Source organism: Haloferax chudinovii, from assembly GCF_042663345.1.
In the GTDB taxonomy this organism is placed as follows: Archaea; Halobacteriota; Halobacteria; order Halobacteriales; family Haloferacaceae; genus Haloferax; species Haloferax chudinovii.
This window is the reverse complement of the sequence record NZ_JBHTAB010000004.1, coordinates 136,830-162,353: the sequence shown is the minus strand read 5'-3', so window position 1 is coordinate 162,353 and position 25,524 is coordinate 136,830. Positions and strand designations below refer to the sequence as shown.

29 protein-coding genes and 1 pseudogene are annotated in these 25,524 nt (G+C 69.4%); 13 read left to right on the top strand and 17 right to left on the bottom strand.

All coding sequences use genetic code 11. The features are described 5' to 3' along the window. Positions 1-16: 16 nt before the first annotated feature. Positions 17-1,603 carry a uracil-xanthine permease family protein gene (locus ACFQI8_RS10015; RefSeq protein WP_390244356.1) on the top strand — a complete coding sequence of 529 codons (1,587 nt, stop codon included), beginning with the start codon at positions 17-19 and terminating at the stop codon, positions 1,601-1,603. A gap of 73 nt (positions 1,604-1,676) precedes the next feature. Then, positions 1,677-4,139 carry a DUF5059 domain-containing protein gene (locus tag ACFQI8_RS10010; protein WP_390244354.1) on the top strand — a complete coding sequence of 821 codons (2,463 nt, stop codon included), beginning with the start codon at positions 1,677-1,679 and terminating at the stop codon, positions 4,137-4,139. Between the two features lie 37 nt (positions 4,140-4,176). Here the strand turns inward: ACFQI8_RS10010 and ACFQI8_RS10005 are convergent, their stop codons facing one another. Next, positions 4,177-4,314 carry a hypothetical protein gene (locus ACFQI8_RS10005; RefSeq protein WP_390244352.1) on the bottom strand — a complete coding sequence of 46 codons (138 nt, stop codon included), beginning with the start codon at positions 4,312-4,314 and terminating at the stop codon, positions 4,177-4,179. 92 nt (positions 4,315-4,406) lie between these two features. Then, positions 4,407-5,624: a mechanosensitive ion channel family protein gene (locus ACFQI8_RS10000; protein ID WP_390244350.1), complete on the bottom strand. Its 1,218-nt coding sequence runs from the start codon at positions 5,622-5,624 to the stop codon at positions 4,407-4,409. A 96-nt stretch (positions 5,625-5,720) separates the two neighbouring features. Between ACFQI8_RS10000 and ACFQI8_RS09995 the strand changes: the two genes are divergently transcribed. From ACFQI8_RS09995 to ACFQI8_RS09985, 3 genes are all read left to right on the top strand, one after another. Then, entirely contained in the window at positions 5,721-6,215 is a 495-nt protein-coding gene (locus ACFQI8_RS09995) for a metal-dependent hydrolase (RefSeq protein ID WP_390244348.1), read from the top strand. A gap of 77 nt (positions 6,216-6,292) precedes the next feature. Continuing rightward, positions 6,293-6,874: a peroxidase-related enzyme gene (locus tag ACFQI8_RS09990; protein WP_390244346.1), complete on the top strand. Its 582-nt coding sequence runs from the start codon at positions 6,293-6,295 to the stop codon at positions 6,872-6,874. An 84-nt stretch (positions 6,875-6,958) separates the two neighbouring features. Next, entirely contained in the window at positions 6,959-7,153 is a 195-nt protein-coding gene (locus tag ACFQI8_RS09985) for a cold-shock protein (RefSeq protein WP_390244344.1), read from the top strand. 171 nt (positions 7,154-7,324) lie between these two features. Here ACFQI8_RS09985 and ACFQI8_RS09980 read toward each other — a convergent pair whose 3' ends face one another. From ACFQI8_RS09980 to ACFQI8_RS09965, 4 genes and pseudogenes are all read right to left on the bottom strand, one after another. Beyond that, positions 7,325-8,821, bottom strand: coding sequence for a cryptochrome/photolyase family protein (locus ACFQI8_RS09980; protein WP_390244342.1), 1,497 nt, complete (start codon positions 8,819-8,821; stop codon positions 7,325-7,327). Between the two features lie 156 nt (positions 8,822-8,977). After that, a complete protein-coding gene (locus ACFQI8_RS09975; RefSeq protein WP_390244340.1) occupies positions 8,978-9,772 on the bottom strand; it encodes a creatininase family protein in 795 nt (264 codons plus the stop codon). A gap of 68 nt (positions 9,773-9,840) precedes the next feature. Further along, positions 9,841-11,448 (bottom strand): acyl-CoA synthetase, encoded by a 1,608-nt coding sequence (locus ACFQI8_RS09970; protein ID WP_390244338.1) that lies wholly within the window; start codon positions 11,446-11,448, stop codon positions 9,841-9,843. A 63-nt stretch (positions 11,449-11,511) separates the two neighbouring features. Continuing rightward, positions 11,512-11,671 (bottom strand): annotated as a pseudogene (locus tag ACFQI8_RS09965) (bactofilin family protein); the annotation flags it as partial. A 151-nt stretch (positions 11,672-11,822) separates the two neighbouring features. Between ACFQI8_RS09965 and ACFQI8_RS09960 the strand changes: the two are divergent. Next, positions 11,823-12,797 carry an aldo/keto reductase gene (locus tag ACFQI8_RS09960; protein WP_390244336.1) on the top strand — a complete coding sequence of 325 codons (975 nt, stop codon included), beginning with the start codon at positions 11,823-11,825 and terminating at the stop codon, positions 12,795-12,797. Between the two features lie 43 nt (positions 12,798-12,840). Continuing rightward, positions 12,841-13,335: a hypothetical protein gene (locus tag ACFQI8_RS09955; protein ID WP_390244334.1), complete on the top strand. Its 495-nt coding sequence runs from the start codon at positions 12,841-12,843 to the stop codon at positions 13,333-13,335. Here the strand turns inward: ACFQI8_RS09955 and ACFQI8_RS09950 are convergent. From ACFQI8_RS09950 to ACFQI8_RS09940, 3 genes are read right to left on the bottom strand one after another with little or no spacing between them, the layout of a single operon-like run. Then, the gene (locus ACFQI8_RS09950; protein ID WP_390244332.1) at positions 13,311-14,528 is read right to left on the bottom strand and encodes an MFS transporter; all 1,218 of its coding nucleotides are present in this window, start codon (positions 14,526-14,528) and stop codon (positions 13,311-13,313) included. The two genes, ACFQI8_RS09955 and ACFQI8_RS09950, sit on opposite strands and share 25 nt — an antisense overlap. A 56-nt stretch (positions 14,529-14,584) precedes the next feature. Then, positions 14,585-15,646, bottom strand: a complete 1,062-nt coding sequence (locus tag ACFQI8_RS09945; RefSeq protein WP_390244330.1) for an iron transporter — start codon at positions 15,644-15,646, stop codon at positions 14,585-14,587. Then, positions 15,643-16,317, bottom strand: coding sequence for an SCO family protein (locus ACFQI8_RS09940; RefSeq protein WP_390244328.1), 675 nt, complete (start codon positions 16,315-16,317; stop codon positions 15,643-15,645). The genes ACFQI8_RS09945 and ACFQI8_RS09940 overlap by 4 nt, the downstream gene beginning before the upstream one ends. A 146-nt stretch (positions 16,318-16,463) precedes the next feature. Between ACFQI8_RS09940 and ACFQI8_RS09935 the strand changes: the two genes are divergently transcribed. Beyond that, positions 16,464-17,762 carry a DUF7405 family protein gene (locus ACFQI8_RS09935; RefSeq protein ID WP_390244326.1) on the top strand — a complete coding sequence of 433 codons (1,299 nt, stop codon included), beginning with the start codon at positions 16,464-16,466 and terminating at the stop codon, positions 17,760-17,762. 39 nt (positions 17,763-17,801) lie between these two features. Here the strand turns inward: ACFQI8_RS09935 and ACFQI8_RS09930 are convergent, their stop codons facing one another. The 3 genes from ACFQI8_RS09930 to ACFQI8_RS09920 all read right to left on the bottom strand — a co-directional run bounded on the left by ACFQI8_RS09930 (position 17,802) and on the right by ACFQI8_RS09920 (position 19,907). Further along, positions 17,802-18,494, bottom strand: coding sequence for a cytochrome c biogenesis protein CcdA (locus ACFQI8_RS09930; protein ID WP_390244324.1), 693 nt, complete (start codon positions 18,492-18,494; stop codon positions 17,802-17,804). Further along, positions 18,494-19,090, bottom strand: a complete 597-nt coding sequence (locus ACFQI8_RS09925) for a TlpA family protein disulfide reductase (RefSeq protein WP_390244322.1) — start codon at positions 19,088-19,090, stop codon at positions 18,494-18,496. Before ACFQI8_RS09925 ends, ACFQI8_RS09930 begins: the two co-directional genes overlap by 1 nt. A 133-nt stretch (positions 19,091-19,223) precedes the next feature. Then, on the bottom strand, positions 19,224-19,907 hold the full coding sequence (locus ACFQI8_RS09920) for a DsbA family protein (protein WP_390244320.1): 684 nt from the start codon (positions 19,905-19,907) through the stop codon (positions 19,224-19,226). Between the two features lie 182 nt (positions 19,908-20,089). Here ACFQI8_RS09920 and ACFQI8_RS09915 point away from each other — a divergent pair, with 182 nt between their 5' ends. Next, complete coding sequence (locus ACFQI8_RS09915; RefSeq protein WP_390244318.1) at positions 20,090-20,494, top strand: 2Fe-2S iron-sulfur cluster-binding protein; 405 nt, start codon at positions 20,090-20,092, stop codon at positions 20,492-20,494. 13 nt (positions 20,495-20,507) lie between these two features. Here the strand turns inward: ACFQI8_RS09915 and ACFQI8_RS09910 are convergent, their stop codons facing one another. Then, positions 20,508-21,086 (bottom strand): NUDIX hydrolase, encoded by a 579-nt coding sequence (locus ACFQI8_RS09910; protein WP_390244316.1) that lies wholly within the window; start codon positions 21,084-21,086, stop codon positions 20,508-20,510. Between the two features lie 162 nt (positions 21,087-21,248). On the opposite strand from ACFQI8_RS09910, the gene ACFQI8_RS09905 reads away from it, so the two are divergent. After that, entirely contained in the window at positions 21,249-21,464 is a 216-nt protein-coding gene (locus tag ACFQI8_RS09905) for a DUF1918 domain-containing protein (protein WP_390244314.1), read from the top strand. Between the two features lie 34 nt (positions 21,465-21,498). Continuing rightward, positions 21,499-21,927, top strand: coding sequence for an RNA-binding protein (locus ACFQI8_RS09900; RefSeq protein ID WP_390244312.1), 429 nt, complete (start codon positions 21,499-21,501; stop codon positions 21,925-21,927). 40 nt (positions 21,928-21,967) lie between these two features. Here ACFQI8_RS09900 and ACFQI8_RS09895 read toward each other — a convergent pair whose 3' ends face one another. Next, positions 21,968-22,531 carry a thioredoxin family protein gene (locus ACFQI8_RS09895; RefSeq protein ID WP_390244310.1) on the bottom strand — a complete coding sequence of 188 codons (564 nt, stop codon included), beginning with the start codon at positions 22,529-22,531 and terminating at the stop codon, positions 21,968-21,970. A gap of 83 nt (positions 22,532-22,614) precedes the next feature. Beyond that, on the bottom strand, positions 22,615-23,040 hold the full coding sequence (locus tag ACFQI8_RS09890) for an EamA family transporter (RefSeq protein ID WP_390244308.1): 426 nt from the start codon (positions 23,038-23,040) through the stop codon (positions 22,615-22,617). Positions 23,041-23,237: 197 nt separating this feature from the next. Here ACFQI8_RS09890 and ACFQI8_RS09885 point away from each other — a divergent pair, with 197 nt between their 5' ends. Next, positions 23,238-23,435 (top strand): DUF7501 family protein, encoded by a 198-nt coding sequence (locus ACFQI8_RS09885; RefSeq protein ID WP_390244306.1) that lies wholly within the window; start codon positions 23,238-23,240, stop codon positions 23,433-23,435. Positions 23,436-23,471: 36 nt separating this feature from the next. On the opposite strand, the gene ACFQI8_RS09880 is transcribed toward ACFQI8_RS09885, so the two are convergent. Next, on the bottom strand, positions 23,472-23,918 hold the full coding sequence (locus ACFQI8_RS09880) for an ester cyclase (protein WP_390244304.1): 447 nt from the start codon (positions 23,916-23,918) through the stop codon (positions 23,472-23,474). A gap of 147 nt (positions 23,919-24,065) precedes the next feature. Between ACFQI8_RS09880 and ACFQI8_RS09875 the strand changes: the two genes are divergently transcribed. Then, on the top strand, positions 24,066-24,218 hold the full coding sequence (locus ACFQI8_RS09875) for a hypothetical protein (RefSeq protein WP_390244302.1): 153 nt from the start codon (positions 24,066-24,068) through the stop codon (positions 24,216-24,218). Between the two features lie 41 nt (positions 24,219-24,259). On the opposite strand, the gene ACFQI8_RS09870 is transcribed toward ACFQI8_RS09875, so the two are convergent. After that, a complete protein-coding gene (locus ACFQI8_RS09870) occupies positions 24,260-25,498 on the bottom strand; it encodes an MFS transporter (protein WP_390244300.1) in 1,239 nt (412 codons plus the stop codon). Positions 25,499-25,524: the final 26 nt, after the last annotated feature.

Here is a 25,524-nt window from a genome sequence, read left to right as displayed (position 1 = left end):
ATACGGGGGGACGGTCGTGACGGACGACTCCTCGCCCTCCTCGTTCGTGCAGTACGGTATCGACGACAAACCACCCCTTCCGACCGCTCTCCTTCTCGGCGCCCAACACTATCTCACGATGGTGGGCGCGAACATCGCCGTCCCCCTCATCCTCGCCGGAGCCCTCGGCATGCCCGCCGACGTGGTGCCGCGGTTCGTCGGGACGTTCTTCGTCGTCTCCGGCATCGCGACGCTGATGCAGACGACGTTCGGGAACCGCTACCCCATCGTGCAGGGCGCGCCGTTTTCGATGCTCGCGCCGGCGCTCGCCGTCATCGGCGTGGCGACGGCGACCGGCCAGTCGGGCGTCGCGTGGCAGAGCGCGCTCCTGCAACTGCAGGGCGCGATTATCGTCGCGGCCGTCGTCGAGGTGTTCGTCGGCTACTTCGGCCTGCTCGGACGCCTCCGGAAGTTCATCTCGCCGGTCGTCATCGCGCCGACCATCGCGCTCATCGGGCTGTCGCTTTTCAACGCCCCGCAGGTCGCGTCGGCGACCAACAACTGGTGGCTCCTCGGCCTGACGCTCGCGCTCATCGTCCTGTTCTCGCAGTACCTCGACACCGCGCACCCGGCGTTCAAGCTGTTCCCGGTGTTGCTCGGCGTCATCGTCTCGTACGTCGTCGCCGCCGGCCTCTCGGTCGCGGGCGTCATCGCCCCCGGCGCGGCGGGCTACGTGAACCTCCAGACGGTCATCGAGGCCCCGGCGCTCATGCCCATCTACCCCCTACAGTGGGGCTTCGCGGGCGGCGCGGGGACGACGACCGTCGCGCTCCCCGTCGTGGGCTCGGTCGCGTTCGGCATCCCGCAGTTCACGACCTCCTTCATCATCGGGATGCTCGCGGGCGTCGCCGCCTCGATGGTCGAATCGTTCGGCGACTACCACGCCGTCGCCCGGCTCTCGGGCGTCGGCGCGCCATCCGAGCGCCGCATCAACCACGGTATCGGCATGGAGGGCGCGATGAACGTCTTTTCGGCCGTCATGGGCGGCAGTGGCTCGACCTCCTACTCCGAGAACATCGGCGCTATCGGCCTCACGGGCGTGGCTTCCCGCTACGTCGTCCAAATCGGTGCCGCCGTGATGCTCGTCATGGGCTTCGTCGGCTACTTCGGCCAGCTCATCGCGACGATTCCCGACCCCATCGTCGGCGGCCTCTACGTCGCCATGTTCGGCCAAATCGTCGCCGTCGGCCTCTCGAACCTGAAGTACGTCGACCTCGACTCCTCCCGTAACGTGTTCATCGTCGGCGTCGCCATGTTCGCGGGCCTCGCCGTCCCCGCCTACATGGGGAACGTCGGGAGCGCGGCGGCGTTCCGCGAGGGGATGCGACAGGTCGCGCTCGTCGGGCCCGTCCTCGGGACGCAACTCGTCGCCGACACGGTGTTCGTCATCGGCTCGACCGGCATGGCCGTCGGCGGCCTCATCGCCTTCTTCTTCGACAACACCATCGCGGGGACCCGCGCCGAGCGCGGCCTCGAAGAGTGGGAAGACACCGTCGAGGACGACAGCGACTTCGAGTCGGCGCTTGACCGCTTCCGCGGCGACGAGTCGGCGACGGCCGACTGAGCGACCGACGCACAGGCTTTTCGGCGTGCCTAAAAATCGATGCGTTTTTCTATAGTTAGGCGTGCCTAAAAACATGGACTACAGCAGACGGCGTCTCTTGCAGACGACGGGACTCGCAGTCGCGACCGCCGGACTCGCGGGCTGTAACGGGCAATCGACCGACGACACGACCGCCGCCGAGACCGATTCGGAGACGGAGGCTGGGGACGAGACGACCACCGAGGACGCCGAATCGTCGGTGAGCGTCGACGCCACCGTCGCCGTCGCGGCCGAGTGGAACGCGATGCGCGCTCGGCTCTACGACACCGTCGCGCTGGCCGCCGCGGGGCGACTGGGCACCGCCGCCCGCGTCGCCGGCGACGTGTTCGCCCGCTTCGAGCAGTCATCGGGCGAGTGGGGCGCACACGAGCAGTTGGAGGCGACGAACGAACGGAACTACGAGACGTTCGAATCGAACCTCGGCGGCGCGAGGGAGGCGTACGCCGCCGGCGACGCCGAGCGGGGTTCAGACCTCGCGGTGCAGGCGGCCGACAACCTGCTTGCGGCCCAGCGCGGCCGGGTCGACGCCGCCGTGGTCGACGCGCTGAACGTCCTGTTGTTCGGCGCTCGCGCCCGCGACGCCGGACTGCTCGCCGCGGCCGGCGAGGTCGACGCCGCGACCGAACTGGCGAACGCGGTGTACGAGGGCTTCGAAGACGCGCCCGCGCACTCGGCGCTTGAGTCCGCCTCGGACGAACTGTACGAGAGCTTCGAGGCGGCCGTCGAGGGCGCGGCCGACGCCGGTGACGCCGAGACGCTCGCCGCCTCGGCCCAGACTGCCGCCGCGGCGACGGTCGACGCGAGCTACGAGCTCGCCCCCGAGACGGTCGCGGGCGCGGGCCACCTCGCGCTCATGCAGGCGGTCGGCTTCGACGCCGAGGTGCTGGCCGGGCTCGGCGGTCCCGGCGACGAGTTCGCCCACGCGGCCGCGCTGTCGCTCTACCGCGCCCGCGCCGCCGACGTGCCCCGGTTGGTCGCCGCGGGCGAGGCCGACTTCGCCGCGACGGTGGCGAGCGACGTGTTCGCGCACTTCGAGGGCGCTCGGGCGCACGAGGCCTTAGAGGAGGCCGACCACGACGCCTACGAGGGCTTCGAGGGCGGGCTGGAGTCGCTGACTGAGGCCGCCGAGTCGGGCGACGCCGCGGCGGCCGAGGAGGCGGTGGCGACGGTGGACGAGAACCTGCTCGCGGGAATCTCGGCGCTCGTCGGCGGCGAGGCCGCGACGGTGCTCGAAGCGGCGTTCTTCCGCGCCCGCCTCGGCGACGCCCGCGAGCTGGTCGCGGTCGGCGAGACGGACCGCGCCGCCGCGGTCGGCGAATCCCTGTTCGCCCGCTTCGAGGAGAACGAGGCGAACCTCCACGAGTCAGTCGAAGAGGAGTCCGAAGAGCTCTACCACCGCTTCGAAGAGGAGCACCTCGCCGGCCTCGTCGAGGACGCGACCGCCGGCGACGCCGACGCCGCCGCGGCCCACGCCGAGGGCGCGATGGACGCGCTGTTCGAGTTCGAGGCGGCCGTCGGCGCGACCGCCGAGGTATCGGCCGCCGAGGCCGCGTTCTTCGGTGCCCGCGGGTTCGACGCCGCCGCGCTCGCCCGGGTCGGTGCGTCGGCCCGCGCCGCGGCGGTCGTCCAGTCCACCTTCGCCTTCTTCGAGGCCGGCGCGGGCGGCTACCACGAGACCTTAGAGGAGGCCGACCACGACCTCTACGAGTCGTTCGAGGGCGCGCTCGGCTCGGTCCGAACCGCGGCCGAGGAGGGCGGCGACGCCTACGGCGCGGCCAAGACCTACGGCCAGCGGGCGGTCGATTCGATGTACGCCGTCGTCGCCACCGCGGCCGCGGACGCCGGCCTCGGAGCCGCCGCCTCCGAGCGTATGAGCGGCGTCTTCCAGACGTTCGAGGAGGCTCGCGTCCACGAGGCCTTAGAGGGGGCCGACCACGACGCCTACGAGGGATTCGAGGCGGCGCTGTCGGACTACTCCGCCGCGTTAGAGGACGGAAGCGGGGTCGACGCCGCCGCGGAGACGTACGCGACGGCGACGGCCCGCGCCCAGTTCGCGGTCGTCGGCGAAGTCGGGAAGGCACCCGAGGCGGGCGACACCGAGGACGGCGGCTCCGCGGACGCCGCGCTGTCCGGCGGCCCGAACGTCGTCGAGGGCGTCCCCGAGGAGGCCGACCACGTCGTGAAGATGCGCGCCGTCGCGTTCGAGCCGGCCGAACTGACGGTGTCGGTCGGCGACACCGTCGCCTTCGAGCACGCCGCCGGCGATGCGCACTCGGTCACGGCCTCCGGCGACGAACTCCCCGAAGGCGCGGCGTACTGGGCCTCCGGCGGCTTCGAGTCCCAAGAGGCGGCCGAGACCGGCTGGGGCGAAGGCAAGGGCGCGGTCCAGTCGGGCCAGTCCTACGTCCACACCTTCGAGACGGCCGGCGAGCACCCGTACTACTGCGTGCCCCACGAGGCCGCGGGCATGACGGGTACTATCATCGTCGAGGAGTAGCGTCGTCGAGGAGTAGCGTCACTGTCGGGAAGCGGGCTCACTCCCCGTCGCGCCCGGTCCGCCCGAGCGCGACGAGCACGAGGTAGCCGACGAACCCGGCGGCGAACAGCAAGACGGGAATCACGAAGGGACCGAACGTCTCGATGAGCCCGTCCACGGGACCGAGTTGGAGCATATCCGAGCCACGGCCGCGCCGCGGATAACGTTCCCGGCGGCGACCGAAGCGCGCGCTCGTGGCGGGCGCACCCGGCGGGCGACGCCGCGCGCTCACTCGTCGTAGGCGCTGTCGTCTTCGTCCGGGTCTGCCGCCGCGTCCGGGTCCGCGACGTCGTCGGCCACCGCCTCATCGGCCGCCGCGTCGCGGGTGCGGGCCGGTCGCCGAGCCCCGCCGTTCGAGAGTCCGGCCGCGGGCGACTGCCGGGTCGCCTCGGCGTCAGCCGAGTGGACGTGGACGTCCCGCTGGGGGAACGGAATCCCGATAGCCGCGTCGTTCAGGCGCTTGTATATCTCGCGGTTGAGGTTGTGCGTCGCCTTCCCGCGTTTGAGCGGGCTGTTGACCCAACAGACGAGTTCGTACTCAAGGGCGTCGGGGCCGAACCGGCGGAACCGCGGCCGCGGTCGGGGGCTGTCGAGGACCAGTGGCTCGTCGAGGGCGATGTCGGTCAGGAGTTCCTCGAACTCGTCGACGTCGGTGCCGTAGGCGACGCCGACCGGGACCTTCAGCCGGCGGCGGCGGTTCGGCGCGGACTCGTTGATGATTTTGGCGGCGTTGAGCACCGAGTTCGGCACCGTCACGAGCAGTTCGTCGCGGGTGAGAAGCGTGGTCGAGCGGATGCCGACCTTGACGACGGTGCCCGCCTCGCCGGAGTCGAGGACGACGTAGTCGCCGATTTTGTAGGTGTCGTCGAAGTACAGCGCGATGCCGCCGAAGAAGTTGGCGACGGTGTCCTTGGCGGCGAAGCCGACGGCGATGCCGGCGATGCCCGCGCCGGCGAAAAGCGGCGTGATTTCGATGCCCCAGATGTACAGCAACGCGCCGATGGTGCCGACAGAGACTACGATGGTCCAGACGTTCGAGAAGACGGGCGCGAAGTCGTAGCGGCTTCCCTTGTCCTTGACCGCGTCGACGAGGCGGTTGACGAGGCGGTTGAGCGCCCACGCCCAGATGACGATGCCGACAGACAGCGACGGCAGGCCGAAGAAGTCGTTGAGCGTCGCCGCGTCGACGACGAGCGCCTCGGCGACCGCGGGCGCTCGGGAGAACAGGAAGACGCCGGTCAACGAGACCGTGACGACGATGGGCCACCGAAGCTCTTGGACGACGATGTTGTCGAGGGAGGTCTCGGTTCGGCTGGTGTACCGAAACAGGAGGCGGATGACCACCGTCTCCATGACGAACGCGCCGCCGACGGAGATGAGCAAGACGAGGGCCGTCACCTCAAGCGCCGACAGCCCCGAGAGGAACGACGAGAGGTGTTGGCTCATGCCGCTGAAATCGCGGCCATCGGGGATAACGATTGCTCCGCTGACGGTCGCGGCGGCCGAAAGGTTTTGTTCGCGGCGGGCGCGAGGGCACACCAGATGTACCGATTCGGTCACTGGGGCGTCTCGCTCCTCGTGTTCGCCCCGCTCGGCTTCGCGCTCGTGCAGGCCGGCCGCCCGGAACTCGCCTTCGCCGCCGGCGCGGCGATGTGCTGGCTCGCGATGCTTCCCGACTACGACATGCGCGTCCCCGGCATCTCCCACCGCGGGCCGACCCACACGGTCCTCTTTGCCGCCCTCGTCGGCGGCGTCGGCGGCGGCGGCGCGTACCTCCTCGCCAGCAACGCGGGCCAACCCGTGGCCGTGGCGACGACGCTCGGCGCGTTCGGCTTCGCCGTGGGCGCGCTCACCGTCCTCGCGCACCTCCTGGCCGACGTGCTCACGCCGGCCGGTATCCGCCCCCTGTGGCCGCTTTCGTCCCGGAAGTTCACGCTCTCGCTGTGGACCGCGGACAACACCGTCGCCAACTACGGCCTGTTCGCCGTCGGCGTGTTCGCCGTGGCCGCGGCGGCGTACCTCTCGGTCGCGCTCTGAGCACCCCGGAAGTCGGGACGGCGAGCGCCCCTCGAACCTGAGGAATCATTAAGGTCTGTCCGCGAGAGCGGAGACGCATGGACGACGACGCCATGCGCCGCTTCCCGGTGCCCGACCGCGACGACCTCCCGGCGGACCTCCGCGAGCGCATCGACGACGAGACCGACCGCGCCGGCTTCACGCCGAACGTCTTCGCCGCGTTCGCGTACAAGCCCTCGCACTTCCGGCCCTTTTTCGAGTACCACGACGCCCTCGTCGAAGACACCGACCTCGAACGCCACGAGGTGGAGATGATAATCGTGGCCGTCTCCGGCGTCAACCACTGCTACTACTGCAACGTCGCCCACGGCGCGCTGGTCCGCATCTACGCGAAAGACCCGCTCCTCGCGGACCAACTGGTCGCAAACTACCGAACCGCCGATATCCCCGAGAAGCACAAGACGATGCTCGACGTGGCGGTCAAACTCACCGAGTCGCCGGTCAACGTCGGCGAGGACGACCTCCAGCGACTCCGCGACGCCGGCTTCTCCGAGGAGGCGGTCTGGGACATCGGCGCGGTCACGGCCTTCTTCAACCTCAGCAACCGCATGGCGATGTTCGCCGATATGCGGCCGAACGAGGAGTTCCACACCCTCGGCCGAGAGCCGCGCGACGACTGACTCGCGGGAGCGCAACCAGTACCATGGTCATTGATATCAATTGCCGGAATCCTTATGCCGCCGACCGGCGAGGTTCGACACGCAATGGCGAAAGGTAAGGTTGCGTTCTTCAAGTCCTCCGGCGGCTACGGCTTCATCGAGACCGAAGACCACGACGACGACGTGTTCTTCCACATGGAGGACATCGGCGGCCCCGACCTCGAAGAGGGCCAAGAAGTGGAGTTCGACATCGAGCCGGCCGACAAAGGCCCGCGAGCGGCCAACGTCACGCGGCTCTGAGGCCGGGCGTTCCGACCGGCGACTCGACAGCGAACAGGGTTCTGCATTTTCAGCCCGTCAGCCGCGGCGCTCGGGGGTCGCGGTCGGCGGTCTCACGCGGTCGGCGGTCTCACGCGGTTGTGGTCGCGCTCAGGCGGTCGTGGTCGCGCGCAGTCGCTCCGGTCGCTCGCCTCAGAGCGTCCCCGCCCGCCCCATCCGCCGAATCTCGTCGGCCCGCGCCCGGATGGCTTCCCACTCCTCGTCGTCCTTGCGGTCGACGTGAGAGTACATGAGTCCCATCCGACCAGTCCCGCGGAGTCGTTCTTCGTTTTCCTTCAGGAAGTCCCAGTACAGCGCGTTGAACGGGCAGGCGTTCTCGCCGGTCGTCTTCGACACCGCGTAGGGACACGACGAGCAGTAGTCTGACATCTCGTTCACGTAGTTCCCCGACGAGGCGTAGGGCTTCGACGAGAGCACGTCGGTGGCGAACGACCCCATGGCGACTACGTTCGGCGTCGTCACCCAGTGGAAGGCGTCGACGAAGCCGAGGTGGAACCAGCGGTCGAGTTCCGCCGGGTCGACGCCGTAGACGAGCGCGAAGTTCGAAAGCACCATCAGGCGCTCGATGTGGTGGGCGTAGCCGTGGTCCCGAACGTGGCCCACGGCCTCGGACAGACAGCGCATATCGGTCTCGCCGGTCCAGTACGCCTCCGGGAGCGGTTCGGTCTGGTCGAGTTGGTTCGCCTCTGCCAGTTCGGGCATCGACCGTCGGTAGACGTGCCGCACGAACTCCCGCCAGCCGAGGACCTGTCGGACGAACCCCTCGACGCTGTTGAGCGGGGCGTCGCCCGCCTCGTAGGCCTCCTCGACCGCCTCGACCGCCTCGCGCGGGTGGAGCAGGCCGAGGTTGATGGCCGCCGAGAGCAGGGAGTGACAGAGCGCCCACTCGCCGTCGACCATCGCGTCCTGATACGGGCCGAACTCGGGGAGGCGGACCTCGACGAAGTGCGACAGCGCCTGTCTCGCCTCCTCGCGCGTCACCGGCCAGACGAACGGCTCGGGCGACCCCCACGCGTCGGGGTAGCGCTCGCGGACGAACTCGATGACCTCGCGCGTCGTCTCGTCCGGGTCGAACCGCGGTGCCTCGGGCGGCGTCCATCCCTCCGGCGGCGTCTCCCGGTTCTGGTCGTCGTAGTTCCACTCGCCGCCGGCGGGGTCGTCGCCGTCCATCAGGACGCCCGTCTCCCGGCGGGCGTGTCGGTACCAGTGTTCCTGTCGGTAGCTGTCGGCGTCGCCGGCCCAGTCGTCGAACTCCGCGGGCGTCGTGAGAAACAGGTCGTTCTCGACGAGCGTGAGCGACCCGCCGCGGGCGGAAACGAGTTCCCGAAGCCGCTCGCCCGCCCCGTGGCTCGGTGGGTCCATCACGACGAGGTCGTCGCCGGGCGCGGCGTCGAAGTAGCGGTCGAGCCCCTCGCCGAACGTCTCGGCTTCGACGTACGTCACCTCGTAGCCGCGCTCGCGGAGGTCGTCGCGGAAGTGCCGCATCGCCGAGAAGACGAGCGCGAGCTTCTGGGGGTGGTACGGCAGTCGGTCGCCGAAGGCGTGCGCCTCGATCATCAGCACGCGGTCGTCGGACTGGAGCGGCGCGGCCGACGGGTCGAGTTGGTCGCCGAGGACCCAGACGGTCATAGGCGTCTCTTCGGCGGCGGCGAAAAGAGCGTGTCGGCCAGTCGATGGGCCAGCGGTCGAACCCCGGAGAGGGCGTCGCGGGAGTTCCGCGTCGATGCCGCGTCAGCGACTCGTCAGTACCGCGTCAGCGACGCGAGCCCGGTTGGGAGCACCGCGTCAGCGACGCGAGCCCGGTTGGGGGTCGACGTGCGCGGGCGCGAACAGGTCCTCAATCGGTTGGTCGTCGAGCCACGACAGCAGGTGAACGAGCTGGTCGGCCGCGGCCTCGAACAGTTCTTCACCGGCCTCCGGCGAGGCGTCGGTCTGGTCGCCGAAGACGCCGTTTTCGGAGTTCTCGACGGCGTCGTAGAACGTCCGCGCGCCGTGTTCGCGGAGGTGGTCCTCGCTCAGGTCCGCGACGCCGCCGTCGCGTGCGGCGTCGAGTTCGCCCTCGCGGACGAGGTCGCGGGCGATGTGCATGATCATTGAGGTCTCCTTCGGCCCGCCGTGGGGACCGGGGTGGTCGAACAGGTCGGTCACGAGCTCCGGAATCGACTCGTCCCACATCCACTCGATGGCGTACATGGTGCCGTCGTCGCGGAGGCGGCGACCGACTTCTCGGAGGTGCTGGACGTTGCCGCCGTGGGCGTTGACGAACACGACCCGGTCGACGCCGTGGTACGCGAGGTTGCGCGTCATCGACTCCACGTAGTCGCGGAACTGCGGCGGGTCGACCCACATCGTCCCGTGAAACTGGCGGTGGTGGGGGCTGACGCCGACGTTGACGGTCGGCGTACAGAGGAAGCCGGTCCGGTCGGCCGCCTCGCGGGCCAACGCCTCCGCGATGAGGTGGTCGGTTGCGAGCGGGAGGTGCGGGCCGTGCTGTTCCGTCGAGCCGAGGGGGACGACCGCGAGCGACGATTCGGCCACGTAGTCGCCGAGTTCGGGCCACGTCTGGTCCGCGATGTACATGGGTGCCACCAGGCGACGACGCCTAAAGAAAGGTGCCAAAGGGGAAATGGGTTCCCCGGGGACGCGGCTCAGTCCCGTTCTTGTGACCGCAGTTCGATGCGTCGAATCTTCCCCGAGGAGGTCTTCGGCAGTTCCGCGACGAACTCGATTTCGCGCGGGTACTTGTACGGGGCCGTCTGCTCTTTCATGAACGCCTGTAGCTCGTCGACGAGGTCGTCTGAACCCTCGTAGCCGTCGGTGAGGACGACGTACGCCTTGACGATACTGCCGCGCTCCTCGTGGGGGCTGGCGACCGCGGCGGCCTCGGCGACCGCCTCGTGGGAGACGAGCGCGTCTTCGACCTCGAAGGGGCCGATGCGGTAGCCCGCCGAGATGATGATGTCGTCGGCGCGGCCCTCGAAGAAGAAGTAGCCGTCCTCGTCGCGGGAGGCGAGGTCACCGGTGCGGTAGTAGTCGCCCGAGAACGTTTTCTCGTCGAGGTTCGGCTTCTCGTAGTAGCCGTCGAAGATGCCGGGACAGCCGACCGGGACGGCGATTTCGCCGATTTCGTCGACGCCCACCTCCGCCTCGTTCTCGTCGATGATGGTCGTGCCGAGGCCGGGCGTCGGCTTGCCCATACTGCCGGGTTTCACGTCGATGCCGGGGTAGTTCGTGAGGAGCGCGACCGTCTCGGTCTGACCGTAGCCGTCTCGCGGGGTGACGCCGAGCGCCTCGCGGAACGCCTCGATGGGTTCGCGGTTGAGCGGTTCGCCCGCCGACAGCGCCTCTTTCAGTTGCAGGTCGTACGAGCCGAGGTCGTGCTGGGCGAACATCCGGTACTGCGTCGGGACGGCGCAGAGGCGGGTGACGCCTTCCTCCTCCATGATGTCGAGGAACGCGTCGGGTTCGAAGTCGCCGCGGTAGAGGAACTGGGTCGCGCCGGTCGTCAGGCCGACGCCGACGGGGCTCCAGAACCACTTGGCCCAGCCGGTTCCGGTCGTCGCCCAGAGCAGTTCCTCCGAGAGGTCGTCGTCGGCCGTGACGCCCCACCAGTAGGGGCCGTTGATGAGTTCGAAACACCGCATCCAGCGGTGGCGGTGGCGGACCGGCTTGGGCTGGCCGGTCGTCCCCGACGTGTAGTTGATGGACATCGGGTCTTCGGCCCGGAGGTCGGGGCCGTCGTGTGCGGTGGACTCGTCGGCGACGAGGTCGGAGAACGCGGTCCAGCCGTCGGCATCGCCGCCGAGGACGACGAAGTTCGAAAGCGGCGTCTCGTCGCGCACCTCGTCGACCATGCCGACGAGCGATTCGTGGACGACGGCGGTCGTCGCCTCGCAGTCGTTCGCGCGGAACGCGATGTCCTTGGGCTTGAGCATCGAGGAACTGGGGACGAGAAGCGCGCCGCGCTTGAGCGCGCCGAGTTGGACGGCGAACACGTCGGGGTCTCGGGGAAGCAGGTGGATGAGCCGGTCGCCCTTCTCGACGCCCATGGATTCGAGCGCGTTGGCGAAGCGGTTCATGTCGTCTCGAAGGTCGCCGTAGGTCCGCTCCGCGCGGTTGCCGTCGGCGTCGCGGAACTTCAGGGCGACCCGGTCGCCGAAGGCGTCGGCGTGCGATTCGATGACTGCGGGGATGTTGTACCCCTCGGGAATGTCCCACTCGAACGATTCCGACTCGGCCGCGTAGTCGACTGCCATGGCTCGACAAACAGAACAGACCATAATAATTGTTCGTCCGAGTTGTGCGGGAGCGCCGCGCAGTCAGGCCATCGGTGACCCCTTGTGGGCCCTCGCTCGTCCGGCGCGCTCACGCGCTCGTCGCCGTCGTCGCCGGACTCTCCGCGGAGCGCCAGCGCGAACGCGCCGAGCCCGCGAGGAGGACGACGAACTCGAGGACGCCTCCGAGCGGGACGAAATCGAGAGAGACGAATGCAGACCCCGAGAAACGGCCGGTTCGGCTGACTGTCTGCGTTCGTCATCCGGTCGTGCGAGAACCCTCGGACCGCCGACCGGTTCCCCACCGAAGCTACCGCTTGGTCCATCTTTTTGTCGGTCCCCGGAGACGTACCGATATGGAGTACACGACGCTCGGCGACACCGGCATGGAGGTCTCCCGCATCTGTCTCGGCTGTATGAGCTTCGGCACCCCGGAGTGGCGCGAGTGGGTGTTAGACGAGGAGGCGGGGCTCGAACTGGTCGACCGCGCCATCGAGCTCGGTATCAACTTCTTCGACACGGCGAACATGTACTCGAACGGCGAGTCCGAGCGCGTCCTCGGGAAGGCGCTGGAGGGCCGCCGCGACGAGGCGGTCGTCGCCTCGAAGGTCTTCTTCCAGATGGACGAGGACGACCCGAACTCCGGCGGTCTCTCGCGGAAGGCCATCGAGCAGGAGCTCGACAACTCGCTTTCCCGCCTCGGGATGGACAGCCTCGACCTGCTCCAGATTCACCGCTACGACGACGAGACGCCCATCGAGACGACGATGCGCGCGCTCGACGACGCGATTCGCCGCGGCAAGACGCGCTACGTCGGCGCGTCGTCGATGTGGGCCCACCAGTTCGCGGAGGCGCAGTACACCGCCGACTCGCTCGGGCTCGACCGCTTCGCCACGATGCAGAACCACTACAACCTGCTGTACCGCGAGGAGGAACGCGAGATGCTCCCGCTCTGCGAGAAGCAGGGCGTCGGCGTCATGCCGTGGTCGCCGCTCGCCCGCGGCTACCTCACCCGTCCCCACGAGGAGTTCGAGGCGACGACCCGCGGCCGGACCGACGAGTACGCCAAGGGCCACCCGTACTTCGAGGGCGGCGGCCGCGAGGTGAACGAGCGCGTCGAGGAACTCGCCGACGAGAAGGGCGTCAAGATGGCTCAGCTCGCCCTCTCGTGGGTGCTCCACAAGGACTGGGTGGACGCGCCCATCGTCGGCACGAGCAGTATCGAACATCTCGAAGACGCGGTCGAGGCGCTCGATATCAAGCTCTCGGACTCCGATATCGACTACCTCGAAGCGCCCTACCAGCCGGTCCGCGTCGCCGGCCACGAGTAGCGCTAAGGGAAACAGCCTTCAGCGCCCGCCGAGAGGGACGGCTGTGTACGGGACACTCGCACGAATCGCCAGCGACGAGCCGGAGACGGCGATTCTCGGCGTCGAGTCGGTCCTCGCGACCGGCGTCCTCCTCGGCGTCGCGCTGACGCTCGTCTCGCCGCTCGCGCCGGCGCTCCCGCTCGCCCACGCGGGTTTTACGCTCGCGGCCGCCGCGACGCTCCTTCTCACGGTCGTCTCGCTTCTGGCCGCGTCGCGGCGAATCGCCCTCCTCCTCACCGGCCGCGGTGGCCTGCGAATCGAGACGTTCTGGCGGCTCCTCGAACTGTTGCTCGCGTTCCTCGTCGCCGGTATCGTCGCCTTTGCGGTCCAACTCGGCGAGTTCGCGGCGACCGTCCCCGACCCGCGGGGCGGCGGCGTCTTCGTCGGCCTGTTCTTGGCGTTCGTCCTCGCGGGCGTCGGCCTCGCCGTCGTCGTCTGCCTCCGCGGGATGTGGCTCGTCGTGAACGCCGAGCTTCAGTCGGCGCTCGACGGCGTCTGAGCCGCGTCGATGCCGTCGAGCCGCTTCACCGTCCGGAGCGCGACGACGGCGATAGCCACCTCGGCGAAGCCGACGACGAGGAACGACGGAAGGTAGCCGACCGCGTCGGCGACGACGCCCCCGATGAGGAAGCCCGCGAGGAAGCCGAGGCTCCCGAAGACGTTGAAGCCGCCGAGGGCCGCCCCGCGCTCGCCCGACTCGGCGAGGTCGGTCACGAGCGCCATCGTCGCGGGCGCGACGAGCGCGCCGAAGACGCCGACGACGACCATCAGTCCGGCCGCGAGTTCGAAGGCGGGAGCGACGCCGACGGCGACGATAGACACGCCGTAGAGCATCGACCCCGCGACGACGGGAGCGAACCGACCGACGCGGTCCGAAAGCGACCCGAGGGGGTACTGCAGGAGCGCGAAGGGGACGAAAAAGAGCGCGAGCACCCCGCCGGCGACGGCGGCGTTCACTCCGAACGCCTCGCGGAAGTAGTACACCCCGACGAGGGCGAAGAAGCCGGCGGTCATGCGGTCGATGAAGCCGAAAGCGTACGGGACCGCGAACGCCGGGCGCGCGGCCAGTTTCTTGAGGACGACGCCGACGCCGACGCGGGTCGAATCGGGCGTCCGGTCGGTGACAGTCGTGACGAGCAGGGCGACGGCGGTGAGCGACGCGGCGGACGCGTACAGCGGCGCGAGGGGGTCGATAGTCGTGAGTTGGCCGCCGACGACCGAGCCGAGCGCCGCGCCGAGGCCGATGGCGATACCCGCCGCACCCATGTTCCGGCCGTTGCCTCCCGAGAGGTCCGCGAGCATCGTAATCGACAGCGAGAACGCGCCGATGGTCATCGCGCCGCCGACGAGGCGGACCGCGAGGACCGCGCCGAACGTGGCGTCGAGCCACGGGAGCGTGGCGAGCGCGAGGAGCGCGACGTAGCTGGTCGCGCCGCCGAGCGCGCCCGCGACGATGAGCCACGTCCGCCGGCCGAGGGCGTCCGAGAGCGCGCCCCAGACGCTGGAAAAGGCGACGAACGAGGCGAACTCGGCGACGAGAAACAGCATTCCCGCCGAGAGGTCGTACTCAGCCCGCCCGCCGCCGAGGGCGGTCACGAGGTCGGAAACGCCGGGATAGAGGAGCACCTGCGAGACGAGGACGCCCCAGACGGCGAGCGCGAGTGTCGCTCGTTCGCGGCGCGTCGGGTCCATACGGGGTCGGTCGGTCCCGACGAAAATAGCCCTGTCCTTGTTCGATTCGGTTGCCGTTAGCCGAGGCGGACGGGGTCGAACTCGAGGAAGGCCGTCTCGTAGCCCTCGTGGCGAGCGACCTGCGGCGGCACGTCCACCGCGAGGTCGACGGTCGCGTCGTCGCCGGCGAGCCCCGGAACCGACGCGCCGTAGTGGAAGCCGAGGTCGGCGTCGAGGCCGGGGTCGAGCCGGCCGTCGAAGCGGGTCGAACCCCCGGACGCGACGGTCGCTGTGAGGCCCAGCCGCGGGACGAGGAGTCGGTTATAGGGCGTCTGCGGGGAGACGGCGAGGTACGGGTCGTCGCCGAAGCGGTCGGCGTCGAGGGCGGTGCCGACGAGTCGGAGGCTCCCGGTCGTCGCCTCGCCGAGCGACGCCCCCGGAAGCGCCTCGGGAGCGCGGCCGAGCGGGAGACCGTCCATCTCCATCGGCTTGACAGCGCCGGGGTCGCCCTGCTTGTCGTCGAGCATCGTGTACGGGATGTCGTCGCGGTCGCCGGCGCTGTACTCGAAGTCGAGCGTCGCGGTCGCGGGCGACTCGAACCGACCGGCGAGGTCGCCGAACAGCCGCAGAGAGGGCGCGCCCACGTCCACCGTCACGTCGTAGGTGCCGTCCCCGTCGAGGCCGAAGTTCGAGCCGTAGTGGAAGCCCATCCGCTGGGAGAGCATCGCGTAGACGACCTCCTCGCTCACGAGGTCGCCGTCGCGGGCGATTTCGATAGAGAGGCCGGTGTCGGGGACGACGACGCCCGTCTCGGGGTCCCAGACGGACGCCATGAGATGCACGTCGTCGCCGGCCTCGACCGAGGTTTTCGACGTGCCGAAGCCGTCGCCCTCGTCGGCCATCACCCAGAACCGGTGGGGGTAGCTGTAGAAGACGCCCACGCGGAAGTCGCCGGCATCCGCGCTTCCGACCATGCCCATCCCCTCGGTGTGGGTCGGGACGTACACCTCGTCGGGGCGGTTCGAGACGACCGGCGGCTCGTTCGACGTGTAGAGCCGGCCGAGCTCGGCGAGACAGCCGGAGAGCCCGGCGGTCGCGACGGTCCCGCTCGCCGCGAGGAACCGACGCCGACTCGTCATGCCTCCCGGAGCGCGGTGAGGTCGTCGATGAGCGTCTGTTCGTCCGGTTGGTTGCCGCGGTAGGTCCGCTCGACGTAGCCGTCGCCGTTGACGAGCGAGACGAGGCCGAGGTGGGTGAACATGTAGTTGCCCTCGTCGTTCGGCTCGTTCTTCTCGAAGAAGACGCCGAACTGGTCTTCGACGACGGACTTCGCCTCGGCCTCGTCGGCGGGCCGGAGGAAGTGCCAGTTGCCCGCGTCCATGTCGACGTTCATCTGGTCGGCCTCCGCGCGGAAGGCGTCGGCGTCGTCGCGGGCGGGGTCGAACGTGATGGGGTAGAACGACACTTCGTCGGCGTAGCCCTCGCTGACCGAATGAATCTGGACCTCGCGGAGCGCGCTGATGAGGACCGGACAGACGGTCATGCAGTTGGTGAAAAAGTACGTGTGGAAGTGCGGCACGTCGATGTCGCGGACCGACACCTCGCTCCCCGCGATGGGGTCCGAAAGCGTCACCTCGGGGACCTGCTGGCCCCACGCCGGATACGGGAGGTCCTCGCTGGACACGTCGTTCTCGCGGTCGGGCCGCGACAGCGACACGTTCGGGTTGGCGTCGCCGCCGCCACCGAGACAGCCCGCGAGACCGACGGCCGCGCCCGCCCCGGCGGCGCGGAGATACGTTCGTCGTTTCATTGCTCTCCGCTAGAGCTCCGGTACTGAAATGCCGTTTGGTGTGCGTTTCGAACGCCAGCACGCGTGTTCTCGCTCCGCACGACCGCGGCCGAATCTTCGACGCACACACCAGAACGGACTTCCCCGCGAGGTCCCTAGCCGGGAGTATGTTCGACGGGTCTCCGTCCCGCCGGGAGTTCCTGAAGGCCGCGGTCGCCGCCGGCGGCGCGACGGCGCTCTCCGCCTGCCTCGACAGGGCACCGGACGACCCCGTCCCGGCGGGGACCGACGCGTTCGAGACGCTCCCGAGCCGACAGCACGCGTGGAACGAGTTCTGCCGCGAGGACGACCACGGCAACGCCGAGATGCCCAGCCATCAGGTGCTCCTCTACCTCGACCTCGACGGCGAGGGACCGCCCGACGAGTCCGACCGCGAGACCGTCGAGCGCGCCTTCCGCGTCCTCGACCGCGCCTACGAGCGGAGCCACGAGGGCGTCATCTGGTCGGCCGCCTACACCCCGCGGTACTTCGACCGCTTCGACGACTCGCTTCCCGACAGCGTGGACCTGCCCGACCCGCGGGCGCTGTCGCCGTTCGAGACGCCCGAGTTCGACCGGCAGGACGCGCTCGTCCACCTCGCGTCGGACCGCGCCGACGCGATTCTCGAAGCCGAGCAGGCGCTCCTCGGCGAGGCGGACGAGGCCAACGGCGTCGCCGTCGACGCCGACCTCTCGGACGTCTTCTCAGTGGACTCCCGGCGGACCGGTTTCGTCGGGGCCGGCCTCCCAGCGGACCACCAGTCCGACCTGAACGGCATCCCCGACGGGAACCCCGTCCCCGAGGAATCGCCGCTGTTCATGGGGTTCAAAGCGGGCTTCGCCGGGAATCAGGCCACGGAGGAGTACGTCACCATCGACGAGGGGCCGTTCGCGGGCGCGACCACGAAGCACGTGGCGAACATCCGCCAGCGCCTCTCGGACTGGTACGACGAGGAAGACCGCTACCACCGGGTCATGAAGCTGTTTTCGCCCGCGCACGCCGAGCAGGACCTCATCGAAGGCGTCGGCGACAACCTCGGCGACGACAGCGGTATCGACGCGATGCTGGACCGCCTCCGCGACGACGCCTTCGAGTTCGGCCACGTCGGCCACGCCCAGAAAGCCGCCCGCGCCAACCGCGACGAAGATGGCAACGTCAGACTCCTCCGCAGACACTTCGAGTCGGCGGACGACGGCGTGGCGAGCCTGCACTTCCCGTCGCTCCAGCGCGGCATCTCCGAGTTCGAGGCGGTCCGCGAGGCGATGAACGGCACCGACCTGACCGACGTGCCGACCGTCCGCCAGCGCGTCAACAACGGGATTTTAGAGTACATCTTCGTCAAGCGCCGCGGCAACTTCCTCGTGCCGCCGCGGCGGCTTCGAGCGTTGCCGACGCCGACCGGCGAGGTGCCGGGACTGGACGGCTGATTCGAGCGCCTCCGGTTACGTGTTCTGTCGGCCGCGGCCTCAGATGTGCCCGAAGAACGACAGCGCCAGCCAAATCTGCCAGAGGCCGGCGAGCACCATCACGCCCGCGGCGACCTTCTGAACCGACCCGACGTAGCCCGACAGCGACCGGATTCGGTCGCCGCCGAGCGCGGCCGCGACGGTGACGACAGCCAGCGGGAGCGCCGCGGCGGCGGCGTAGGCCCCCAGCGAGACGACCGCCTGCGCGGTCGGGAGCGCGAGCGACTGGGTGACGACACCGAGGAAAATCGGGACGACACAGCCGGCCGCCGCGAGACCGTACACCCCGCCGAAGACGCCGAAGCCGGTCACGGACGACCGGTACTCCGGGAGGACGACGTGGAGGCTCGGCGCGCGACCGGTGAAGATGAGGACGCCGAAGCCGACGAGCGCCGCGCCGACGAGCGGTTCGAGGAGCGCGAGGTGCGAGGCGATGCGGCCGCCGACGACCGCGAGGGCGCTCCCGACGGCCCCGAGGACGAGGAGGGCGGCGAGCGAGGCGACCGTCCCGCGGACGGCCGCGCCGCCGAGGTCGGCCTCCTCGCTGGAGAGGTAGTAGCCGACGTAGCCGGGCAAAAGCGGGTAGGCGCAGGGCGCGAAGAAGGTGGCGACGCCCGCGCTGACGGCGAACGCGAGCGTGCCCGCGAACCCGGGTTCGAGCCCTAGTACGGGACCGAGACCGAACCCGGGCATCAGGCGACGTCCTCGACGGCGGCGCGGAGGTTCTCTTCGCTGGCGAGGCCGCGGTGCGTCCACGCTATCGACCCCTCGGCGTCGAAGACGACGAGGTACGGGAGGCCGTTCGCGCGGACCGCGCGCATCAGGGCGCTGTCGGGGTCGTGGCCGACCGTCCAGTTGCCGTCGTGTTCGGCCCACCAGTCGCGGATATCGTCCATCGTGAGGCCGCCGCCGAGACGCTCGTTCGTCACCGAGACGAACGCCACGTCGTCGCCGAACTCCTCGTGGAGGCTCCGAAGCGACTCCATCTGGGCGACGCAGGGCGCACACCACGTCGCGAAGAGGTCGAGGACGGTCGGCGTCCCCGCCGCGGGGATTCGAACCTCGCCGGCCGACGACCCCTGCGCGTCGACGGTGTCGACGACGAGCGGGAGGTCGCCGGAGTCAGGCGACCCGGTGGCCGAGGCGGTTCCGGTGCCATCGCCCGCGGTTCCGGCGGTCGTCGCGGTCGTCTCGGCTGACCCCTCGGATGTCGAACCGTCGCCGAGACAGCCCGCGAGGCCGGCGACGCTCGCGCCCGCGAGAACAGAGAGGAGGGCGCGTCGTCTCACGGGTCGTCACCTCGCCGGAGTCGGGTGAGCGGTCGCGTCGTGTCCATAGTCGTGGCTAGTGAATCTCGCCCTAAAGCATCGCTGGTGTCGTGCACGAATCCCGCGCGAGAGGTGGTGTGGGCGTCGAACCCGATTACCGGGCGTTCTCGACGGCGCTCTGGAGGTCGGACCACCGCGGCGCGACCTGTTCGCCGCCGACGAGGACGGTCGGCGTGCCCTGAAAGCCGCGCTCGTCGACGGCCTCGGTCCGGTCGGCCTCGACGAGCGGGCGGTAGCGCTCGCGGGAGGCGGCCGCGGCGACCGAACAGCCGTCGAGGTCGGCGTCGTCCGCGAGCGACTGGAGCGTCGACAGCGAACCCTCGGCGTCGCCGCCGCCGAACGCCGACTGGTTCTCGTAGAGCGTGTGGGCGAACTCGAAGAAGGTCTCGTCGTCGGCCTCGTCCTGGACGGCGCGGGCCGCCGAGGCCCCCTTCCACGACCACCAGTCGTCGACCGGAATCGGGAAGTCGTGGTGGCGGTAGCGGACGACGCCCTCGGAGACGTACTCGGAGCGGAGTTTCGGGGCGACGTCGACCGCGAACGTCGCGCAGTGGGGACAGGCGAAGTCCTCCCAGACGTCGACGACGACGCTCGCGTCCTCGGACCCGATGACGGGCGTGGGGAGGGAACTGACCGCGTCGCGTTCGGGGACCTCGCAACCGATGGCGGCGACGGCGTCGTCGCCGGAACCGCCGCTTCCGCCGCCGAGACAGCCGGCGGTGCCCAGCGTCAGCGCACCCGCCGTGGCGGCGAGATAGGCGCGTCGTGTGTTGCGCATGGTCGGGTTCGGGGGCGAACGAACTTAGATTCACCGAGGCGAATCGCGGGGACTCGGAGGGCGTTGCCGCTTTCGGTGGTTCGGTTCGGGAACTCCGGCGACGCCCGCGGCCGCCGCGTATCCGCGATTTCCGTCGTCCCCCAAACGACACTGATTAACCCCCCTGCGGCGTCTTCTCGCACGTGCCAACCGTCCACTTCCGCGGCCGGGAAATCGAGTGCGACCGCGGGGACGTCCTCCGCGACGTGCTCCGCGCGGCCGGTGAGTCGCCGCACAACGGTCACTCGTCGTGGTTCAACTGCCGCGGCGGCGGCTCGTGCGGGACCTGCGCCGTCGAGGTCCGCGGCCCCGTGACCTACCGGACCAAAAAGGAGCGCCGCCGGCTCCGGTTCCCGCCGCACGACGCCGACTCGGGACTCCGACTGGCGTGCCAGACGGTCGTCCTCGGCGACCTCTGGGTGGAGAAGTACCCCGGCTTTTGGGGCCAACACGTCGACGACGAAGCGGGCGAGGACGCCCGCGAGGCCGATGCGCGCGACGCCGACGACGCCGACGACGCGCGCGGAACGCCGGAACAGTCCGACTGAGCCGGCGGCCCGGTCAGTCGCCGGCGACGTGGTCGTACCACGAAAGCAGGTCGTCGCGGTCGCGGGTGTCCGCCGGAAGCTCCGAGACGCGGAACCAGCGCGCGGCCGATATCTCCTCGTCGGGGTCGTTCACGCTGAGTTCGGCGGCCTCGTCGGCGCGGGCGCGGTAGACGGGCATCACACCCCACGTCTGGTGGCCGTCACAGCGGATGTCGATTCTGGTGGCCATCGCCAGGCCGCCGTAGTCGGCGCTGATACCGGCCTCCTCGGCGAGTTCGCGCCGGGCGGCCTCGGTGAAGCCCTCGTCGTCGCCGTCGACGCCGCCGCCGGGGAGGACCCAGAGGTCGACGCCCTCGTGGCGGACGAGCAGTATCTCGTCGTCGCGGCGGCGGACGACGGTGTGGACCCCGTAAGGCGTCCCCGTGGACTTCACGCGGGAGGCGAGCGTCCGAAAGTGGCGGCGGGAGACGCGGCGCGTGTGGACCGGTTCGAGGTAGTCGGCGTCGGCGTGGCTCCGACGCAAGCGGTGGTACGCCTGCTCGGCGCGCTGTCGCGCCTCGTCCGCGAGGAACCACAGGTCGTCGACCGTCATCGGCGCGCGTCCGGCGGTCGATGTGCGAGCGGGCGACTCGGCATACCCCACGGTTCGGCGCGACTCCACAAATCGGCTTCGACACGCGCCGTCGTGGGGGGGGAGCCGGTGAGTTCGCGGCCAATCATCGCCCTTTTATCCGGTGGCGCGGAACCTGTGCGTATGAGCTTCGAGAAAGACGACGCGGTCGTTCTGCACGACAAGCACAGCGAGTTCGACGGCGAGACCGGTACGGTCACGCAGGTCATCGAGAGCATGTTCGGCGAGCCGACCTACACCATCAGCTTCGACGAGGGTCAGGAGGTCGGCATCGCGCAGGACCAGCTCGAAGCCGCCGACGCCGCTGACGCCGACGACGACGAAGCCGACGACGAGTAAAGCGACCCACCGACCGACGCCTCCCAGACCCACTATGCCACGCGTTCCGTTCCACTACATCGACCTCCGAACGTTCTGCTACGAGACGGAAGACGAAAAACGGGTCGAGGAGGCGCTTCGAACGTTCCTCCCCGACGAGTTCGACGTCGACCGGGTCGAGAGCACCGGGCACCACGGCGACCGCATCATCGTCTTCTCCGCGCGCGTCGAGCGCGCCAACGACGTGCGGCACGTCCTCGACAAGATTCGCGACCTCCCCGACTTCGAGACGCTCCTCGACGAACTCGACCAGCGCGTCACGGACAACACGGAGTTCTTCCTGCGGCTGGACAAACAGGCCGCGTTCAAAGGCGAGGCCCGCCGCGGCGGGGGGCTCACGCTCCGCGCGAAAGTCGAGGCCTACCCGGCGAAGAAGGAAGCCGCGGTGGAGAACGCCCGCGAAGCCCTCCTCGGCGACGAGTAAGCCGTCCGCGAGTCGGTCGAATCGCTCGCGGTGAACTATTCTACGCGTCTTTCCACTTGATGGAACAGCCCTGCGAGGGGGACTCCTCGACGGGGATGTCGTCGCCGGCGAGGAGCGCCTCGACCGCCGTGCGCATCTCGTAGTCGGTCACGTCGTCGTCGGGACTCATGGCGTCGTCGATGCGGGAGTGGAACGCGAGTTCGAAGTCGTCGCCGGTGTTCTCGAAGAGGAACGGGTCGGGCGTGCAGACCGCGCCGTACTCGGCGGCGACTGCCTGCGACTCGTCGCGGAGATAGGCGGTGTACCCAATCGTGCCGTCGTCGACGAGTTCCCGCATCTTCTCGAAGGAGTCCTCGGGGCGGTCCTCGGCGTCGTTGGGGTTGATGCCGACGACCGCGAGGTCCTCGTAGGCGCTGGCGAGGTGGTTCAGCTCCTCGAACTTCGCCTTCGCGTACGGACAGTGGTTACACGTGAAGACGACGAGGAGGGCGTCGTAGTCGTCGAACGACGAGGGGGAGTAGGTCTCGCCGTCGGTGCCGGGGAGTTCGAAGTCGGGGGCGGCGTCGCCGCGTTCGAGCTCGGAGTCGGATTCCAAGAGAACCATGTCGGCGCGTTGGCGCGCGAGCATCAAAAGCCGTTGGCCCGCGGCAGTTCCGCGTCGCCTTCGGCGGGCTTCGTGACGCCCGCTCAATCGATGGAGACGAGGGCGATTGCGAGGACGGCGAAGGCGATACCGGCCACCTTGCGAACCGTCAGCGGTTCGCCGAGCGCGACGATGCCGACGACCGACGAGACCGCGAGGAACATCCCGAAGATGGGCGCGACGATGGAGACGGGGCCGAGCGCGAGCGCCCGGTAGTACGAGAGGATGCCGACCGCGAGGCAGGCACCGGCGGCGAGGACGTAGGGGAGTTTCGAACTCACGACCGAGTCCGTGACGCTCTGCCCGGAGACGACGATGACCCCGATGGTTCCCACGACGAGGACGGAGTTGGCGACCAGCGCGGCCACGTCGCTCGGAATCTTCCCCTGTCCCGTCGTCGCCACTTTCATCAGCGGCGCGACGAGGGAGTAGGCCCCGAGCGCGACGACCGCCCACGAGATGTAGTTCACGGATAACACCGGGGTCCGAGTCGTGTATAGGGTTACGATTTAGGGTCGAAACCGCGTGAACGAGCGGCGGTACCACGAGGACGGAACCGGCGAACTCGATTTAGAATCGGATATGAAAAACGGATTCAGGTAGACGATAAATACCATATAGTCCCCACACACGAAATTTTATCAAGTATTATCGCATAATGGTGTGTATGTCCCAGGAAGTACAACCCTCGGTCATCGCGCACACGTGGGACGACCCGACTCGGTGTCCGTTCTGTCTCGACGAACTGGAGAGCGAAGGGGAGGGGTTCATGAAGCACCTCGAAGAGAGCCCCATCTGTCAACAAGGGTTCGGCATGTGGCGCGACGCGGTCGCCGACGACGTTCGCGGCGAGTGGTCCGGGTAGGACCAAAATTCGGTTGTTTTTCGCGGTTCGGTCTACTCACTCGGGAGCGACGCCGAGTTGCGACAGCATGGTCATGATGTCGGTGCTGTTCCACTCCTCGACGCACAGGCCACCCTCGTAGCGCGCCTGTGCGATTCCCCACGTATCGAGTTTCCGGTGGGTCGCCGGGATGTCGCCGCGGGCGCTCCGGAGCGTCCCGTCGTGGGTACCGGTCAGCCGATAGCGGCCGTAGACGCTGTCGTCTCGCGCCGTCACGTCGAACAGCTCGACGTGGAAGTCGGAGAAGGCGTCGTGGTACCGCCGCGCCCACTCCTCGACCCCGTCAGTCCCGATGATTCCCTCGGGGTCCGAAAAGGCGTGAACCTCGACCAGCGGGTCGTACTCCGCTCTGATGACCTCGTAGTCGCGTTTGTTCCACAGTTCGTCCGCCACGCGCATGAACGAGTCTCGGTGCTGTCGTTCTCTCTCGGATGTTGCTGCCATTTCTACCACCGTCCGGAGAGACGACCGACAGCGGCTTAGTTATGGATTCTTGGCATCACGAACGTCGCCGGAGAAGGGAACTACGACGCGGACCGCCGACGAGGAAGGGTCACTGAGAGTACATCATCGGACTCAGAACGCCGCCGTGTGACTACCCCCGTATCCCCGATTGCGGTGTTCGTTCCGGCGCTCGTCTTCGGCGGTACGGGATTCGCGCTTCTGGGGCCGTTCGGTGCCGGAGTGGGTGCGGTCGGCGGTATCGCGCTTGCCGTCCTCGCGGGGCAAAGAGACGAGCACTGACCGCGAGGACCGGCGGGTAACCGAGCACGAACGCGCCGCCGTCAGTCGCTCGGGGCCGCCTGCGGCCGCCGCGCCGACCCGTCGACTCGCCCGAGGAGCCACCGGGTCAGCCCGAACGAGAGCAGGCCGAGGACGGCGACGACGCCGAAGGTGACGCGCACCCCGGCGAGGTCGATGAGCGCCCCGAACGCCGGGGGTGCGACGGCCCCGCCGAGCGAGATGCCGACCGTGACGACGGCGAAGTTCTTCCCGAGGTCGGCGCGCTCGGAGAGGCGGTCGGCCAGCGTCGAGCGCGCGGGTCGGGACACACTGATAGTCCCGCTGAAGGGGAGAATCAACACGACGAGCGCGAGCGGGAGCGACCCGCTCGCAAGGAGCGTCGCCACTCCGGCGAGCGCGGCGTACCCGCCGAGGGCGACGGTTCCGGGGCCGACCCGGTCGGTGAGCGCGCCGCCGACGAGAATCGTCCCCGCGCCGACGACGAGCATCGCCGAGACGAGGAGGTTCGCCGTCCCCGGCGCGAGGCCGTAGCCGGCGGTGAGCAGTTGCGGCGCGTACGTCCGGATGCACCACGCGGCCGCCGAGGTGAGAAACGAGAGGAGCGTGAGACCCATCAGCCCCGACGACGAGAGGAGTTCCGACGCGCCCCGCCGAATCCCCGCGAGCGTGGGGCGCGACGACGGGCGGTCCTCCACCGCAGGCTTTCGGATTCGCTCGGGGAAGCCGCGGGCGACCGGGAGCGCGACGAGCGCGAACGCCGCGCCGAAGACGGCGATTCCCGCGACGGTCCAGCGCCAGCCGAGGCCGACCGCGCCGACGCCGGCGGCGATGGCGTACGAGACGGCGAAGCCGAGCGACCCGCCGAGCGCGTGGAGCGAGTACGCCCGCCCGCGGTTCGTCTCCGAGGAGGCGGTCGCCAAAAGCGGGTAGTGGGCGGGGTGGTGGCCCGCGATGCCGACGCCGAGAAGCGCCTGCGAGGCGAGGAGCCACGGGTACGAGGGCGCGACCGCGGTGGCGACGATGCCCGCCGCGCCGGCGACGAGCGAGATTGCGAGGACGAGCGTCCGGCTCCGCGCGTCGGAGAGGTAGCCGAAGGGGAGTTGCAGGAGCGTCACGACGCCGCCTTGGACGCCGATGGCGAGGCCGACGGCGGCGATACTCACGCCGAAGTCGTCGGCGACGAGGCCGATAACGGGCGCGAGCGCGACCAGATACGCGTGGTTGACGACGTGCGAGCCGGCGACGAGGCCGACCACGCGGCGCTCCTGTGTCTCCGTCACACCGGTCAATGGGGAGTGATTCGTGA